This window comes from Amycolatopsis sp. DSM 110486 (genome assembly GCF_019468465.1).
GTDB lineage: Bacteria > Actinomycetota > Actinomycetes > Mycobacteriales > Pseudonocardiaceae > Amycolatopsis.
Map to the genome: position 1 here is coordinate 3,727,221 of NZ_CP080519.1, position 16,227 is coordinate 3,743,447.

The window sequence follows — 16,227 nt, forward strand, 5'->3', positions numbered from 1 at the left end:
GCGCGTGACGAAACGGCCTGATGAGGGCCTTGACACCCCCCGAACGGGCAATCACCCACGTGGGACGCGTGATTCAGGTACCGAGCGTGATGTGTCCGCTGGGCCGAACGGGAAGCCCTCCGGACGGGACTTGGCGCACGCCGCGCTCGAGGCCGCGAAGGCCAAGGCGAAGGAACGCGGTGCTCCGCCGAACCTGCGCCGCGGCCGGATCACGGGCGGCGGGGGCCAGAACCCGCGCCGTCGTCGCTGGTCAGGGCCCGGGGCCGACGCGCGCGACCCGCAACCGGTCGGCCGGCTCGTCTCGCGGCTGGTCTCCGACAGCGGCTGGCAGGACACGATGACCAACGCGCGCGTGTTCGGGCAGTGGGCTCGGCTCGTGGGCGAGGACGTCGCCGAACACGCCCAGCCGGTGAGCCTCAAGGACGGCGAGCTGACCGTCCGCGCGAGCTCCACGGCGTGGGCCACGCAGCTGCGGCTGCTGCAGAGCAAGCTCATCGCGAAGATCGCCGCGGGGGTCGGCAACGGCGTCGTGAAGCGCATGCGGATCCAGGGTCCGACGGCGCCGAGCTGGCGGAAAGGACCACGGGTCGTGCCGGGTCGCGGGCCTCGAGACACGTACGGCTGACTCCGGTTGCGCGTCGGCGGGTGAGTTCCCCGAGAACCGCTTGACAACCCGCGAGCTACGACCTGACTCGCCTTCGAGCGATTTCGCGGCTCTGTGACGCAGTGAGGGGTGTCCTTGCCGCATGTCAGCACGCGCGGGCAAGTACACTGGAGGAGTAGCGAGCGTCCGCTCGGGCGAGACGAGGAGAAACAACGCCGGTGACCGAGAACAAGAGCGAGTACAACGCGTCGTCCATCACCGTGCTCGAAGGCCTCGAAGCGGTCCGCAAGCGCCCCGGTATGTACATCGGCTCCACCGGTGAGCGCGGTCTCCACCACCTGGTTCAGGAGGTCGTGGACAACTCCGTGGACGAGGCGATGGCCGGCTTCGCCACCAAGGTCGACGTTACTCTCCTCGCCGACGGCGGGGTCCGGGTCGTCGACGACGGTCGCGGCATCCCGGTGGACATGCACCCCAAGGAGAAGAAGCCGACCCTCGAAGTCGTGCTCACCATCCTGCACGCGGGCGGCAAGTTCGACAGCGACTCCTACGCGGTGTCCGGCGGCCTGCACGGCGTCGGCGTCTCGGTGGTGAACGCGCTGTCGACGAGGCTGCTCGCGGAGATCAAGGTCGGCGGCCGCAGCTGGCGGCAGCTCTACACCGACCAGGTCGCCGGCCCGCTGGAGGACCTCGGCCCCGCCGAGGACACCGGCACCACGATCACCTTCTGGGCCGACTCGAACATCTTCGAGACCACGACGTACAACTTCGAGACGATCTCGCGTCGCCTGCAGGAGATGGCCTTCCTCAACAAGGGCCTCACCCTGTCGCTGCGCGACGAGCGCGTGGCCGACGAGGAGACCGAAGCAGACGCGGAGGGCAAGCAGGCCCGCGTCAAGGAGAAGGTCTACTGCTACCCCGGTGGGCTCGAGGACTTCGTCCGCCACATCAACGGCAGCAAGGACCCGATCCACGAGAGCGTGATCTCCTTCGACGCGAAGGGCGTCGGCCTCGAGGTCGAGGTCGCGATGCAGTGGAACAACGGCTTCACGCCGTCGGTGTACACGTTCGCCAACACGATCAACACCCACGAGGGCGGCACCCACGAAGAGGGCTTCCGCGCCGCGCTCACGCGCGTGGTCAACGCGTACGCGCGCGAGAAGAAGCTGCTCAAGGAGAAGGACGCGAACCTCACCGGCGATGACGTGCGCGAGGGTCTCGCCGCCATCGTCTCGATCAAGCTGTCCGAGCCGCAGTTCGAGGGCCAGACGAAGACGAAGCTGGGCAACAGCGAAGCCAAGACGTTCGTGCAGCAGCAGTCGAACGAGTGGCTGGCCGACTGGTTCGAGCGCAACCCCAACGAGGCGAAGACGATCATCAACAAGTCGATCTCCTCGGCGCAGGCGCGCATGGCCGCCCGCAAGGCGCGGGACCTGGTGCGCCGCAAGGGCGCGCTGGAGATCGGCGGCCTGCCGGGCAAGCTCAAGGACTGCCGCTCCAACGACCCGGGCGAGTGCGAGCTCTACATCGTGGAGGGCGACTCGGCCGGCGGCTCGGCCAAGGAAGGCCGCGATTCTATGTACCAGGCGATCTTGCCCATCCGGGGCAAGATCATCAATGTGGAGAAGGCGCGCATCGACCGCGTGCTCAAGAACACCGAGGTCCAGTCTCTGATCACGGCGCTGGGCACCGGCATCCACGACGACTTCGACCTCTCGAAGCTGCGCTACCACAAGATCGTGCTGATGGCCGACGCCGACGTCGACGGCCAGCACATCACCACGCTGCTGCTCACCCTGCTGTTCCGCTTCATGAGCCCGCTGATCGAGCACGGCCACGTGTTCCTTTCGCGGCCGCCGCTCTACAAGATCAAGTGGCCGCGGCAGGACCCGGAGTACGCGTACTCCGACAAGGAGCGCGACGCCGTGATCCAGGCGGGTGTCGAGGCCGGCCGCCGGCTGCCGAAGGACGACGCGATCCAGCGCTACAAGGGTCTCGGCGAGATGAACGCCGAAGAGCTGTGGGAGACCACGATGGACCCGGCCAACCGCCTGCTGGGCCAGGTCACCCTCGACGACGCCGCGCAGGCCGACGACCTGTTCTCCGTTCTCATGGGCGAGGACGTGGAGGCCCGGCGCTCGTTCATCACGCGCAACGCCAAGGACGTGCGCTTCCTGGACGTGTAGCCGTCCGCCACTCCAGCCAGCCCCGACTCTTTCCCCGAGAAGGAACCCATGACGGAAACCTTGCCGCCGGAACACGACCGCATCGAGCCGGTCGACATCCAGCAGGAGATGCAGCGTTCCTACATCGACTACGCCATGAGCGTGATCGTGGCGCGGGCGCTGCCGGATGTGCGCGACGGTCTCAAGCCGGTGCACCGGCGCGTGCTCTACTCGATGTTCGACTCCGGTTTCCGGCCGGACCGCGGGTACAACAAGTGCTCTCGCGTCGTCGGCGACGTCATGGGCAACTACCACCCGCACGGTGACTCGGCGATCTACGACGCCCTCGTGCGCCTGGCCCAGCCGTGGTCGATGCGTTACCCGCTCATCGACGGGCAGGGCAACTTCGGTTCGCCGGGCAACGACCCTGCCGCCGCCATGCGGTACACGGAGTCGCGCCTCGCGCCGCTGGCGATGCAGATGCTGGCGGACATCGAAGAGGACACCGTCGATTTCCGCGACAACTACGACGGCCGCACGCAAGAGCCCAACGTGCTGCCGGCGCGGTTCCCGAACCTGCTGGTCAACGGCAGTTCCGGCATCGCGGTCGGCATGGCGACCAACATCCCGCCGCACAACCTGCGCGAGGTCGCCGACGGCGTCGTGTGGGCGCTGGAGAACTACGAGGCGTCCGACGACGAGCTGCTGGCCGCGCTGCTCACGCGCATCAAGGGCCCGGACTTCCCGACCAAGGCGATGATCCTCGGCACCTCCGGGATCGAGGACGCGTACCGCACGGGCCGCGGTTCCGTGCGCATGCGTGCGGTCGTCGAGGTGGAGGAGGACGCGAAGGGGCGCACCACGCTCGTCGTGTCCGAGCTGCCGTACCAGGTGAACCCGGACAACCTCGTCGAGAACATCGCGCACCTGGTGCGCGACGGCAAGCTCACGGGCATCGCCGACATCGCCGACGAGTCCAACAGCCGTTCGGGCATGCGGATCGTGGTCACGCTCAAGCGCGACGCCGTGGCGAAGGTGGTGCTGAACAACCTGTTCAAGCACACCCAGCTGCAGCAGAACTTCGGCGTGAACATGCTGGCGATCGTCGACGACGTGCCGCGCACGCTGCGGCTCGACCAGATGATCCGCCACTACGTGAAGCACCAGGTCGAGGTCATCGTCAGGCGGACCAAGTTCCGCCTGCAGAAGGCCGAGGAGCGCGCGCACATCTTGCGCGGTCTGGTCAAGGCGCTGGATCTGCTCGACGAGGTCATCGCCCTGATCCGGCGTTCGCCCTCGGCCGACGAGGCGCGGCCGGCGCTGATGGAACTGCTGGACGTCGACGAGATCCAGGCCACGGCCATCCTCGACATGCAGCTGCGCCGGCTGGCCGCTCTGGAGCGTCAGCGCATCATCGACACGTTGGCCGAGATCGAGCTGGAGATCGCGGACCTCAAGGACATCCTCGCGAAGCCGGAGCGCCAGCGTTCGATCATCCGCGACGAGCTCATGGAGATCGTCGGCAAGTACGGCGACGACCGGCGCACGAAGATCATCCCGTTCGACGGCGAGGTGTCGGTCGAGGACCTCATCGCGGTCGAGGACGTGGTGGTCACCATCACGCGCACCGGCTACGCGAAGCGCACGAAGACCGACCTGTACCGCTCGCAGAAGCGCGGCGGCAAGGGCGTGCAGGGTGCCACGCTGAAGCAGGACGACATCGTGCAGCACTTCTTCGTGTGCTCCACGCACGACTGGATCCTGTTCTTCACGAACAAGGGCCGCGTCTACCGCACGAAGGCGTACGACCTGCCCGAGGCCAACCGCAACGCGCGCGGACAGCACGTGGCCAACCTGATGGCGTTCCAGCCCGACGAGCAGATCGCCCAGGTCATCGAGATCCCGAACTACGAGGTGGCGCCGTACCTGGTGCTGGCCACGCAGAAGGGGCTCGTGAAGAAGACGAAGCTCACCGACTTCGACTCCAACCGCGCGGGCGGCCTCATCGCCGTCAACCTGCGGGAAGGCGACGAGCTGGTGGGCGCCGTGCTGGCGGCGGCGGAGGACGACCTGCTGCTCGTGTCGGCCGGCGGCCAGTCGATCCGCTTCCACGCGACCGACGAGGCGCTGCGCCCGATGGGCCGCGCGACGTCCGGCGTGCTCGGCATGCGGTTCAACGACGGCGACGAGCTGCTCGGCATCAGCGTGGTCAAGCCCGACAAGTTCCTGCTGGTCGCGACGGACGGCGCGTACGCCAAGCGCACGCCGATCGAGGACTACCCGGTGCAGGGCCGCGGCGGCAAGGGTGTGCTGACCATTCAGCACGACACGAAACGTGGGAGGCTGGTGGGTGCACTCATCGTCGACGGGGACGACGAGCTGTTCGCCATCACCTCGAGCGGTGGGGTCATCCGCACGCCGGCGCGCGACGTGCGCAAGGCCGGTCGCCAGACCAAGGGCGTGCGGCTGATGAATCTGGCGGACGGCACGACTCTTCTCGCGGTCGCACGCAACGCGGACGAGGGTTCGGACGTCGCCAATGGTGGCGAGGACTCCGCGGAGACCACAGACGCTTCGGATACTTCGGAAGCTTCGGTGGACGAGGCTGTGGAGACCCCCGCCGTCGACGGCGAGGTGACCACCGCGCCCGAGGAAAGCACGGAAGAAGACGGCACGGCGCCGGAGCAGTGAGCGGCGCCCCACGCACGGGTAAGGACTGACTCTTCGTGACACCATCCGAGAAGGCAGACGGCACGTCGTCGAGCCCACCCTGGCAGCGCACCGCCAAGGACGGCGGCGGCGATTCGGAGGCGACGGTTTCGACCGGGATCGCCACCGAGGATGTGGTCTACTCGGATCATGAGCAGGACGGACCGCGCGTGAGCGAGACCGACTACCCCGCCGTGAGCGGCACGGCCGCGCCCCGGCTCTTCGGAGCCGAGGGCGCGCCCCCGGCCGCCGCCGACGTCCCCCCGGCCGGCCGCACCCGCCCCACCCCGAGCGCCCTGCGCCGCCCGGGCCGCGGCCCCCGCCGCGCGTCGCTGCAGATCAAGCGCTTCGACCCCTGGTCGGTGCTGAAGCTGTCGCTCGTCCTGGGCGTCGCCATGTTCTTCGTGTGGCTGGTCGCCGTCGGCGTGCTGTACACGGTCCTCGACGGCATGGGCGTCTGGGACAAACTGAACGGCACCTACTCGTCCCTGGTCGGCGGCGAGGGCGCCAATGCGTCCACCGAGCCCCTCATCAGCGCCGGCCGCGTGTTCGGCATCGCCGCCATCCTGGGCGCGATCAACATCGTGCTGGTCTCCGCCCTGGCCACCGTGAGCGCCTTCATCTACAACGTGTCCGCCGACCTGGCCGGCGGCCTCGAAGTCACCCTGTCGGAAAGGGAGTAACCCGGTTGCAGGGCCCCTCCGGGGGTCCTGTAAAGTTCCCTTCGTTCGACGGGCCCATAGCTCAGGTGGTTAGAGCGCTTCGCTGATAACGAAGAGGTCCCAGGTTCAAGTCCTGGTGGGCCCACCCAGTCAGCCCGGTCATGTTTGCGGAATACGCAAACGGTGACCGGGCGGTGTTGTATCTGGGGGCCGAGCCCCCAGACCCCCACGGTGCGATCGGTGACCATTCCTGCATGGGTGAGTTGACTGGCGACCTTGTGTTGAGTGGGTGAGTTCCGCTTGGTGAGCTGACTGCCTGGGTAAGTGGCGCGGTGGCCTTTCTGTGTTGGTGAGTTGCGGGCAACCTCGATGTAGGTCAGCGAGTCGGGTGGCTGCCGGTGCGCGTTGCTCCTCTGACGAGGGCGTGTGCTGCCTTGAGCGCAGCGGTGACGTTGGGGGCATCGAGCCAGGCAGGACGCAGGTACTCGTCCCAGGTCGCGATTTGCTGAGCGATTGTCAATGCCTGCCTGTCGTCGGTGCGCTGGAGTAGCTCGGCAAGCTGCAAGTACTGCCCGATTTGGCACCCGGCGGACGTCGCTGCCAGTGCAGCCGTGTTCTCCGCGACGCACTGACCACTTTGTGGGTAAAGCGCGGCGAGGCAGGCAAGTATGTATTGGATCGCGGGTGGCTCGATGGTCCATCGGGCCAGTAGGGCAGGCACCTGCTCGCCGACGACGCGATGCACGTCCTGTGTCCACTGCGCCGCAGCAGGGAAACGGCCCTGCGCTGCAGCGCGGTCGGCATCGCCGAGGAGGCCGGCCGCCCAGTAGTCTGCTGCCGTGATCAGCCACAGGTGAAGTTCGAGCCGCCGCGCCGCCGGTAGTGAGCCCGCGGCAGCCAGTTGACCGATGAACGGCAGCGCCGGAGCGGTCGCGGAGTAGCAGGTGCCCTGGTGAAGCAGGTCGTCGCCGAACAGTTCGTCAAGAACTGCGTCCCACTCACTGCTGTTCTGCCCGAGCGCGCGGATCAGCTCCGGGACGTCCTCGGCAGACCCGTGGGCGTGTGTCAGCTGCGCCCAATCGACGTCATCGAGTCCGGCCGGATCAATGACGCCGTCGACGATGCTGTCCGGGCCAAGGTCCAGCGCGCGTTTCGGCGGCGCCGGAGTGATGACCACATCGGGGACCGGTGGCCGTGCGCCTGGGTTGGTGTGCACGATCGGCCCGTCCTGGTACTGGTGCAGCATGTCCGGGTCGCACCGGCTTCCACCGCGGCGATACCCGCCGAAGTCGCGCGCCACCACCGCTGCGGCCAGCGCGTCAGCGCGCGCACGGTCGGGGACGACGAAATTGTGTGTGCCTGAGCCCGCCGACCAGCCGGCCATACCTGCTGTCTCCTTCGACGTCGGATGCGTCCCGGTACGACTGCCAGGTGTGCCCACCACCGCCGGTTCACAGTTGGGCACCTGGTCGTACAACAGCAACGCGGGCAGGGGCAGCTGGTTGTCGGCTGCCAACGAGCGAGTTCGCTCGGTGACGTGGTCGCGCTGGTGAGTGGCGCGTTTGGCGACACTGGGTGGTTAGGTCGTTACCGAACTGTCGAAGTGTGAGCACGGTGTGGGGACACGGCGTTTCTAGCGTCGTGAGCCATGGTCGAACTGAAGAAAGTCAGAGTTGCGGCGGTTGTGGTGGCGGTCGTGGCCGTCGGGGCTGGGGTGGTGGCGCCGGCGGGGGCGGCGGAAGAGGGTCTGAAGTGGGAGCCCTGCGCGAAGGTGGCGAACAACTGGAGCGATCCGGGCGACACGAAGTCCGAGTGTGCGATGTTGGCGGTGCCGATGGATTACGCGAAGCCGCAGGGGCGCAAGGTCAAGATCGCAGTGAGCAGGAGGAAGGCGGCGGATCCCGCGAAGCGGCGCGGGGTGCTCGTGGCCAGTCTCGGCGGGCCCGGGCTGGGCAACATCGAGGATCCCAAGGCGTTCAGCACCATGGGGCTCGGGGCGCTCGCCGCCGATTACGACGTGGTCGGGTTCGACATGCGGGGCACGGGATACAGCGACAAGATCGACTGTGAGTGGCAGGACGGCCCGGCCGTGCCGGTGACGGCGTCGGCGAAAGAAAAGGCGAAGGCCGGCTTCGACGCGTACACCGAGTACAACAAGCGGTGCACCGCGATCGACCCGGCGTTCGTCAAGCAGCTGACCACCACGAACAACGCCCGCGACCTGGATTCGCTGCGGGCCGCGCTCGGCGCACCGAAGATCAGCTTCTACGGTGTCTCCTACGGCACCGCCATCGGCACCGTGTACCGGTCGATGTTCGACAGCCACGTCGACCGGATGTGGCTCGATTCGGTGATGCCGCCGGTGATGGACCTGTCCGCCATGGACGGTTCGGTCGACGCGGTCGCGGAGAAGGGGTTCGGCCGGTTCGTCACGTGGCTGGCCCAGCACGATGCCGAATACCACTTCGGCACGACCGCGGATGCTGTCAACGCAGCGCTTTTCGCGCTCCGCGACCAACTCACGCAGCATCCGCGGGTCGTCGACGACACCACGGTGCTCGATCGCCAGTGGGCCACCGGCCAGTTCGCTTCGCCGCAGTCCATTTGGGATTCCGCGGCGGATGATCTCGCCACCGTTCGCGACGGCGGTGTCCCGGCGTCGGCGCACCCGGCGGCCGGCGCGCGCCAGGTCTTCGGTTTCGACGTGAATCCCCGCGGGCTGAACAGCGTGCAGTACAACGCGATGTTCTGCAACGAGGGGACCGGCGGCCGCGATTTCGAGCAGGCGTGGGGCGAGGTGCAGGCGCATCAGCGCGAGTACCCGGCGACGGGCGGCAAGTTCGAGATCGCCGCTTTCTGTGGTGGGTGGCCGTTTCCGGCGCAGCCGTGGAAGCCGGTGAAGGGGAGCAGTGCGTTCGAGGTGTCCGGGCACATCGATGAAGGGGAAACGCCGTATTCGTGGGCGGTCGACACGCAGAAGGCGGTCGGTGGCTCGCTGCTGACTGTCCTGGATGGACAGCACGGGTCGCTGGACAAGATTCCGTGTGCGGCCAAGGCGGTTGACTTCTTCCGCACCGGTCACACCGTTTCCGGTTCCTGCGCGGGAATCCGGTGAAGGGGGCTGTGATGCGCAGGCTCGGTGTGGCGGTGGTCGTGACGGCCATCGGACTGGTGCTCGCGGCGCCGCAAGCCGGGGCCGCGACCGTGGATTTCGCGGGCAGCCTCAACGTCGACGGATGCTCGGGGTCGCTGGTGCGGATGCCGACGTCGGCGGACGACGACAAAGCGTTCGTGCTGACCAACGGCCATTGCTACGAAGGCCCGGGGCCGGTGCCGGACGAGGTGCTGGTGGACAAGCCGTCGCAGCGGGTCGCGACGGTGCTCGACGCGGCCGGCAACGGCGTGGGTCTCGTGCAGGCGGTGAAGGCCGTGTACGTGACCATGACCGGCACCGATATTTCGCTGTACCAGCTGGACTTGTCCTACCGCCAGCTCGAGCGGAAGTTCCACGTGCGGCCGCTCACGGTGTCGGCGAAACGGCCGAGCACGGGCACGGACATCCGCGTGGTTTCGGGCGGGCTGAAGAAGATCTTCGCCTGCAGCGTCGACCAGCTCACCTATAGCGTGTTGGAAACGGGGTATGTGACGAAAGACGTGCTGCGCTACACGTCGGCGTGCCAGACCGGGCCGGGGTCGTCGGGCTCGCCCGTCGTCGACACCGCGACCGGCGAGGTCATCGGCATCAACAACACCAGCAACCGCGACGGCGGCCAGTGCACGGTCAACAACCCGTGCGAGATGGACCGCGACGGCGTCATCAGCGTGCACAAGGGCATCGCCTACGGCACGCAGACGTACTGGCTCACCACATGCATCACCCTCGGCAACCGGCTCGACCTCGGCCGGCCCGGTTGCCTGCTGCCCCGGCCAGCGCGGTGACGTGTGGCGCCGGGCGATGACTGCGTCCGGCGCCACACCGGGCGCGTGTGGCTGGGCGGGACAGCGTCGCGACGCCGGCCGACGGGCGCTGGGTCGAACGGCGGCCGCGGCGCGAGGGGAGCGTGAGCTGCTGCTGCGCGTGATGCCGGGGCGTCGCGGGCGCGCGTGGCCGAGGCGTATGGCGTGACCGAGGACCGGCCGGCGTGGGCCTGGCACCGGCTGGGGCAGTGGTTCGAGGTGACCCACGGCGTCGCGACCAGGCAGCCGGACCTGGTGGAGTCGGGCGCTCAAGGCGTCGCCGGACGCAAGTCAGCCCTGCCGGGAAGAGAAGGCCGGCAGGGCTGACATGTCTGCGGTCGGCGCGCGCACGGTCGCCTCTCGGCGAAAGGCACGACGCGGCTCCAGCCGAACGGTATTCCGCGAAGGCAAAGGTGTGAGCCCGGGGGACACGTTGGGCGCACCGACCAGGGTGTTCAACAGCCCACCCGCCGGAGGTATTCCGTTCGGCCTGTGACGCGGGCCGCCGATGGTTCCACGTGGAACCAGGCCCTGGAACCGCCGGATCCGGCGCTCGGAGCGTGCAGTAGCATCGTGGAGTACGGAAGCAAGCTGGAAAAGGGGGCTTCAGATGAAGAAGCTGTTGGCACTCGCAGTCGTCGCGGGCGGCGTTCTGTTCGTCGTCAAGCGCAACAAGGCTGCCAAGGCCGAGGCCGACCTCTGGCGCCAGGCGACCGCCCCCACGGGCCCGGTCTCCGCGAACGGCAGCACCCCGGCCAAGGCCGCGGACGCTTCCCGCAACTGACTCACCGCGCGGGTGACCCACGGGCACCCGCGCCCGGGGCTGTAGCTCAATTGGTAGAGCACCGCCTTTGCAAGGCGGGGGTCAGGGGTTCGATTCCCCTCAGCTCCACACTTCTGACCAGCGGCGCTGACCTCCGGACGCGCTTCCTGCGTCAACCTGGCCGCTGGTTGTATGTGCCCTGGCTCGACTGCCCGTGCTGTGATCCGGTCGAGGCCCGTGACGAACTGGAAGCCGCCCTGCGAGCGTTGCCGCACGACGCCCGTGCTGACCTGCGTCGGGTCTTGCTCCAGTCGATGACGAGTTCAGGCGAAGGACCCTGCCCGACCCGAAGGCGAGTTCGATCAGCCCCTGGCATGCGGCTGAGTGGTGGCGTCAGCGACTGCATGAACGGTAGAACGGTTACCCCTGCGTGACGACGATCGTCGTGCGGACATCCCGAGACGACCAGGTTGTTGTCCCGCCGCAACTGCAGCAGACCGGAATCGGTAAACAGGGCAGCACGCCATGTTGACTGAACCAGCCCAGGTCCCGCCGTGACCCGCGCGGGCGCGCACCGCTCGGCTATCGGGCTGTCGCCATCCGGAGGCCGGGGAAGAGGTCGCCGGCGGTCTCGTGGACGATGTCCAGGGCTTGGCCGCCGGTGAGGTCGGCGTCGGGCGGGATGTCGGGCACGGCCTGGCCGAGTTGCCTGGTCAGGGCCAGGTAGCCGTGGAAGAGGGCTGTGGCCAAGGGTGACACTGGGGCGTTGGCGGGCACGAGGCTTTCGCGGAACTCGGGTACCGGCTGGGGATGGACGTCGGGCCAGTCGTCGGGGGTGCGGGGCTCGTCGCGGCTGAGTATCGGCGCAAGGTCGGGCGCGGTCGCGTCTCGTGCGGTCAGGGGTGTGCCGAGGTTCCAGCGCTGCCGCAACGTCTGGATCACCGAGGTGTGGTGGTGTACGTCGGTGACGACGGTCCGCTGCGGGATCCAGGCCGAGATCGCGATCGCGGGCACGCGGACGCCGAGCCGGTCGAAGACAAAGCCCAGCTGCCCGGGCGGGCGGGGCCGGATCGGGCGGGGTCGCGGCCGGCGGCGGTACGTGGTCGTAGGTCCCGCCGTGCTCGTCGAACGTGACCATCAGCAGGGTGTTGAAGCAATTCGACCCGTCGGGGGACGACGACGCGCGGACGGCGTTGTAGATCTTCGCCAGCAGAGCTTCGCCGCCGAGCAGGGAGGAGGGCGCGTCGAACGCGATGCCCGGGGCGAGCGCGGAGATCGGGGGGTGCATGTCGTTGTGGCCGTGCCACAGGTTGGGCTCGATGAACGAGTACGCCGGCAGCGTCCCCTCCTGCGCGTCCTGCAGGAATCGGTCTGTGGTGACGAAGTGGGTAGCGAAGCGGTCGCGTAGGCGTGGCGCGTGGATGAGGCCGGTGAACGGGATCCGGCTCGGCGGATCGACGTAGACCCGCCACGACAGCCTGGCTGCCTCCAGCCGCTCGAACACCGTCGTGGCCGTGTTGTGCAGCGGGAAATTTCCGTATGGGGCGTTGACGACCAGGCCGGAGGAGGTCGCGGCGTGCAGGAACGACCGGTTGGCGAAGGTCTGGGTCGGTACCTCGGCGAACCAGTGGTCGAAGGTGGCGAACCCGCGGGCCAGCGCCGACACGACTGGCATCTGCTGCGGCGTGTAGCCCGTCATGATCTGCGCGTACTCATCGTAGCCGGGCTCGCGGCCCATCTCGGCCCGGAACGCGCTGATGTAGTCGGCGACGAAGCCGTCCATCGTGGGTGCACGCCCGTCTTCGGGCGCGTTGTAGGGCGCGACCATGTGCTCGGCCAGGGTTGCGCGGTTGCCGGGCGGATCGATCAGCCCGAACAGCTGGGTGTTGACGTGCTGGTACTCCTCGCCGGGGTCCGGATTCGGCGTGTCCATGGTCGGGGCCACCCCGTAGGGCACCACACCCCGCCCGTCGCCGTGCCCGGCCCACTCGGGAATCGGGTTTGACAGCTCCTTGCCACGCACCCCGTCGAACGCCGCGACCTCGCCCGGCTCGTACAGACGCCCGAGCAGATTGTCGAACGACCGGTTCTCGAACATGACCACGACCACGTGGTCAAGGACATCCCGCCGACCTGATCCAGGCATACACCACCGTACGACCGAGACTCGCCAACCACCGCCCCTTGTAAAAATCCCGGGCGAGGGCACCAACGCACCGCGAAGTCTCCGGTCACCCTCCAGCCGAGGCAGTCGGCACCGACCCCGTCGCCGGACCCCGTCGTCGCTTGACAAGTTCAGGGAAGCCAGCCATCCAGCTTCGGCTCGAACGCCCACGACCAGCCCGGCCGCGACGCCGGCACCTCCCGAACCGGCTGCGCCGACGACAACTGCACCGGCGGGCGCGCCGACGCCACAGCTACCCCGCACCCACGCGGCGCCGCCGGAACCCACGTGCCCAACAGCCAACGCCGGCGACGACCACCCGCCAGCAGCATTGGCTCGATGAAGCTCGGGACGCGTGCGCGGTCGGTGTCCGAGCCTCACCACCGCCTGGCCACGACGCGCAGTCAGGTCACTCCGTCGTCCACGGTAGCCCGATTGGCCCAGTGTCGCGGTGTTTGCGCAGGTTGCGGGCTGATCCCCGCTGGTGCCCCGGACGCCCACTTTCGCACCCATGCTGCCAACCGCGAGCAGGCCTTCCATGCATCCCAGGTCATTACCGGTCGATCGCAGTTGCCTTGTGCCGGGCGCGGGTTGGAGTGGTTCGGGGTTCGCCGCAGTGGGCGCAGGTGATCATGCGCCGGGCCTGGCGAGGTGCCACGACGCCCGGCGCCGAGGCCGGCAACGTCTGGATGGCCACGTGCACAAGGCAGGTGGCGGCGCCGCAGTGCACACAGACCCCGACGGCCGGTTCGCTCATGCCTTGTGTCGCGCAGTCAATGCAGATCATGGTTCTCCTTGAAAAAACGGCGGGAGAAGCCACGATAAGCAGGTCTCCGTCGGATAACGATGTTCTCGTTCGGGACCAGTGCGACATCACATCGCAGGTGCCGTCGGCGAGGCCGAGCACGTCGAGGTTCGCGATGCGGTCGAGCTCCTCAGCGGAGAGGGTGCGGCTACCCAGGTGGCTGCTTAGTTGATCAATGACAGCCATGGTGACTGCGAGCACGCGGCGGGCAGGGACATCAGAGCCAGTCCAGACAACCGTCGGATCCGTCTGACCAGTAACAGGCGGGCCTGAAGGGACGGACCCCCACTTTTGCAAGGCGGGGGTCAGGGGTTCGATTCCCCTCAGCTCCACGTCACTCGGGGCGAGTTGTGTTGGCGGAAAGCGCCAACCGGCTCGCTCCGTCGTGTCTGCTGGGGCGCAACCCCCAGACCCCCGCGGTGGTCACCTCGGTCAGTCATTGTGACGGCGAGTAATCTCACGATCGTAATGCGGAAGGCTGATCGCAAACCGGGCGTTATCCGGCGACGAGGTAACTCGTTCCAGGTTAGCGACCGCGAAGCGTGGTTGCGGCACCGGCGCGCTTACCGCTGTCCCGGCCACGTCGGGCCGGTGACCAAGCCGGATTCGTACGCGAGGATGACCAGTTGGGCGCGGTCGCGGGCGTGCAGTTTGGCCAGCAGCCGACCGACGTAGGTCTTGATCGTCGCCAGGGACAGGTGCAGGCGTTCGGCGAGCTCTGGGTTGGAGAGTCCTCGCGCGATCAGAGCCAGGACCTCGCGTTCCCTGGCGGTCAGCACGTCCAGTTCGCGGCTGAGCGGCGGGCCGGGCACGCCGATTCGGGTGAACTCCGCGATGAGGCGGCGGGTGACGACCGGCGCGAGCAACGCTTCCCCGGCCGCGACGGTCCGGATCGCGGCGCACAGATCGGCCGGCCGCGTGTCTTTGAGCAGAAACCCCGTGGCGCCGGCGCGCAGCGCGCCGAAAACGTGCGCGTCCAGGTCGAACATCGTCAGGATCAGCACGCGCGTGGCGGGCACCCGCTCGGCGAGAAGCCGAGTTGCCTCGATTCCGCCCATCTCGGGCATCCGCACATCCATGAGCACGACGTCGGGTCGGGTGGCGTCGGCGATCTGGACCGCCTCGGCGCCGGTGGCGGCTTCCCCGACCACCGTCATGTCGGGCTCGTTCTCGACGAGCAGCCGGAAACTGCCGCGCAGCAGTGCCTGGTCGTCGGCGATGACCACCCGGACCGGGTCAGACATCGCTGAGCTCCGCCGCTGCGTACCGCAGGCTCGCTTCGACCCGGAAACCCTTGCCGGGCAATGGCTTTGCCTCGAGTTTGCCCCCGAACAGCGCGGCGCGCTCGGTCATGCCCACGATGCCGTGGCCGCGACCCGCGGACGGGCGTGCCCGGGTGCCGTCGTCGGTGATCTCGATCCGGACGACGCCGTCGCCGGCACGCACCAGCACCTGGCACCGCGCGGGCGCCGCGTGTTTGATGACGTTCGTGATCGCTTCCTGCACGATGCGGTAGGCCGCCAGCGCGACCGGAGGGGGAAGCTCGACCGCGTCGATGCACAGATCCACGTCCACACCCGCCGGCCGAACCCGCTCCGCGAGCTGCGGCAAGTCGGCCAGACCCGCCGGCGATAGTGGCTCAGCCTCCTCGCGCAGCACGTCCAGCAGCCTGCGCATCTCGGAGAGTGCTTCGCGACTGGTCTCCTCGATGATCCGCAAGGCTTCGCGAGCCTCCTCCGGCCGGGAGTCGGCAACATGATTGGCAACGCCGGCCTTCACCGCGATCAGACCCATCCCGTGGGTGACCACGTCGTGCAGGTCGCGCGCGATGCGCAGTCGTTCCTCGATGAGGATCTGGTGCTGCCGCTGCCTGTCCAGGCGTGCCGCCTGTGCTCGATGGTCGCGCACCGCCCGGCCGATCGCCCAGGCGGCGGCCACGACCGGCACACCGAGCGCGAACCACCAGGCGGCGAAGCCGGCGATCGCTGCGCTTGCCGCGGCGACAGCGAGGAAGGTCGCCGAGTCCCGGCGGCTGAGCGCCACCAGGTAGAGCACCAGGGCAGAGCCCGCGAACGGATCCCACAGCACGCCGAGGAAGGCCGCGGCCACCGAGAGCGTCAGGGCGCAGGCCAGCGCCGCGATCGGCCATCGGCGCCGGAACACAACGGCCAGCGCGATCGTCAGTGCGACGCCAAAGGAAGCTCCCCACCGCCATCCGCCGTCTTCGCGCAGCATGTTCCCGCCGACTATGACGTCCGCCGTCACCAGCACGACCGCGAGCAGCACGTCGGTGACGCGGTTGCGCCAGCGGTGATCGCTCATCCCCGCACCGTATCCGGACACGGTGGATGGCACATCGGACCGCAACCGTCATCCCCAGGGCTGACTTCGCCGGCCG

General features: G+C 68.3%; 13 protein-coding genes, 2 tRNA genes and 1 pseudogene. 10 read left to right on the forward strand and 6 right to left on the reverse strand.

The features are described from left to right. Nucleotides 1-91 precede the first annotated feature (91 nt). The 5 genes from K1T34_RS18025 to K1T34_RS18045 all read left to right on the forward strand — a co-directional run bounded on the left by K1T34_RS18025 (nucleotide 92) and on the right by K1T34_RS18045 (nucleotide 6,285). The gene (locus K1T34_RS18025; protein WP_255638571.1) at nucleotides 92-625 is read left to right on the forward strand and encodes a DciA family protein; all 534 of its coding nucleotides are present in this window, start codon (nucleotides 92-94) and stop codon (nucleotides 623-625) included. A gap of 197 nt (nucleotides 626-822) precedes the next feature. After that, complete coding sequence (gene gyrB, locus K1T34_RS18030; RefSeq protein WP_220245410.1) at nucleotides 823-2,790, forward strand: DNA topoisomerase (ATP-hydrolyzing) subunit B; 1,968 nt, start codon at nucleotides 823-825, stop codon at nucleotides 2,788-2,790. A 48-nt stretch (nucleotides 2,791-2,838) separates the two neighbouring features. Next, a complete protein-coding gene (gyrA, locus tag K1T34_RS18035) occupies nucleotides 2,839-5,460 on the forward strand; it encodes a DNA gyrase subunit A (RefSeq protein ID WP_220245411.1) in 2,622 nt (873 codons plus the stop codon). 35 nt (nucleotides 5,461-5,495) lie between these two features. Beyond that, complete coding sequence (locus K1T34_RS18040; protein ID WP_220245412.1) at nucleotides 5,496-6,161, forward strand: DUF3566 domain-containing protein; 666 nt, start codon at nucleotides 5,496-5,498, stop codon at nucleotides 6,159-6,161. A gap of 50 nt (nucleotides 6,162-6,211) precedes the next feature. Then, nucleotides 6,212-6,285: transfer RNA gene (locus tag K1T34_RS18045), tRNA-Ile, on the forward strand. 231 nt (nucleotides 6,286-6,516) lie between these two features. Here the strand turns inward: K1T34_RS18045 and K1T34_RS18050 are convergent. Continuing rightward, complete coding sequence (locus K1T34_RS18050) at nucleotides 6,517-7,656, reverse strand: hypothetical protein (RefSeq protein ID WP_220245413.1); 1,140 nt, start codon at nucleotides 7,654-7,656, stop codon at nucleotides 6,517-6,519. Nucleotides 7,657-7,788: 132 nt separating this feature from the next. Here K1T34_RS18050 and K1T34_RS18055 point away from each other — a divergent pair, with 132 nt between their 5' ends. From K1T34_RS18055 to K1T34_RS18075, 5 genes are all read left to right on the forward strand, one after another. Beyond that, complete coding sequence (locus tag K1T34_RS18055) at nucleotides 7,789-9,255, forward strand: alpha/beta fold hydrolase (protein ID WP_220245414.1); 1,467 nt, start codon at nucleotides 7,789-7,791, stop codon at nucleotides 9,253-9,255. An 11-nt stretch (nucleotides 9,256-9,266) separates the two neighbouring features. Next, complete coding sequence (locus K1T34_RS18060) at nucleotides 9,267-10,079, forward strand: serine protease (protein WP_220245415.1); 813 nt, start codon at nucleotides 9,267-9,269, stop codon at nucleotides 10,077-10,079. 183 nt (nucleotides 10,080-10,262) lie between these two features. Continuing rightward, nucleotides 10,263-10,424, forward strand: a complete 162-nt coding sequence (locus K1T34_RS18065; RefSeq protein ID WP_220245416.1) for a hypothetical protein — start codon at nucleotides 10,263-10,265, stop codon at nucleotides 10,422-10,424. Nucleotides 10,425-10,707: 283 nt separating this feature from the next. Further along, nucleotides 10,708-10,881 (forward strand): DLW-39 family protein, encoded by a 174-nt coding sequence (locus tag K1T34_RS18070; RefSeq protein ID WP_220245417.1) that lies wholly within the window; start codon nucleotides 10,708-10,710, stop codon nucleotides 10,879-10,881. Nucleotides 10,882-10,916: 35 nt separating this feature from the next. Further along, nucleotides 10,917-10,989: transfer RNA gene (locus K1T34_RS18075), tRNA-Ala, on the forward strand. 453 nt (nucleotides 10,990-11,442) lie between these two features. On the opposite strand, the gene K1T34_RS54720 is transcribed toward K1T34_RS18075, so the two are convergent. The 5 genes and pseudogenes from K1T34_RS54720 to K1T34_RS18095 all read right to left on the reverse strand — a co-directional run bounded on the left by K1T34_RS54720 (nucleotide 11,443) and on the right by K1T34_RS18095 (nucleotide 16,151). Beyond that, a complete protein-coding gene (locus tag K1T34_RS54720; protein ID WP_370643715.1) occupies nucleotides 11,443-11,874 on the reverse strand; it encodes a hypothetical protein in 432 nt (143 codons plus the stop codon). A gap of 64 nt (nucleotides 11,875-11,938) precedes the next feature. Then, a pseudogene (locus tag K1T34_RS54725) lies at nucleotides 11,939-13,564 on the reverse strand (alkaline phosphatase family protein); the annotation flags it as partial. A gap of 13 nt (nucleotides 13,565-13,577) precedes the next feature. Further along, the gene (locus K1T34_RS18085; protein WP_220245419.1) at nucleotides 13,578-14,030 is read right to left on the reverse strand and encodes a DUF2180 family protein; all 453 of its coding nucleotides are present in this window, start codon (nucleotides 14,028-14,030) and stop codon (nucleotides 13,578-13,580) included. 362 nt (nucleotides 14,031-14,392) lie between these two features. After that, entirely contained in the window at nucleotides 14,393-15,073 is a 681-nt protein-coding gene (locus K1T34_RS18090; protein WP_220245420.1) for a response regulator transcription factor, read from the reverse strand. After that, nucleotides 15,066-16,151: a sensor histidine kinase gene (locus K1T34_RS18095; RefSeq protein ID WP_220245421.1), complete on the reverse strand. Its 1,086-nt coding sequence runs from the start codon at nucleotides 16,149-16,151 to the stop codon at nucleotides 15,066-15,068. The genes K1T34_RS18090 and K1T34_RS18095 overlap by 8 nt, the downstream gene beginning before the upstream one ends. Nucleotides 16,152-16,227 lie beyond the last annotated feature (76 nt).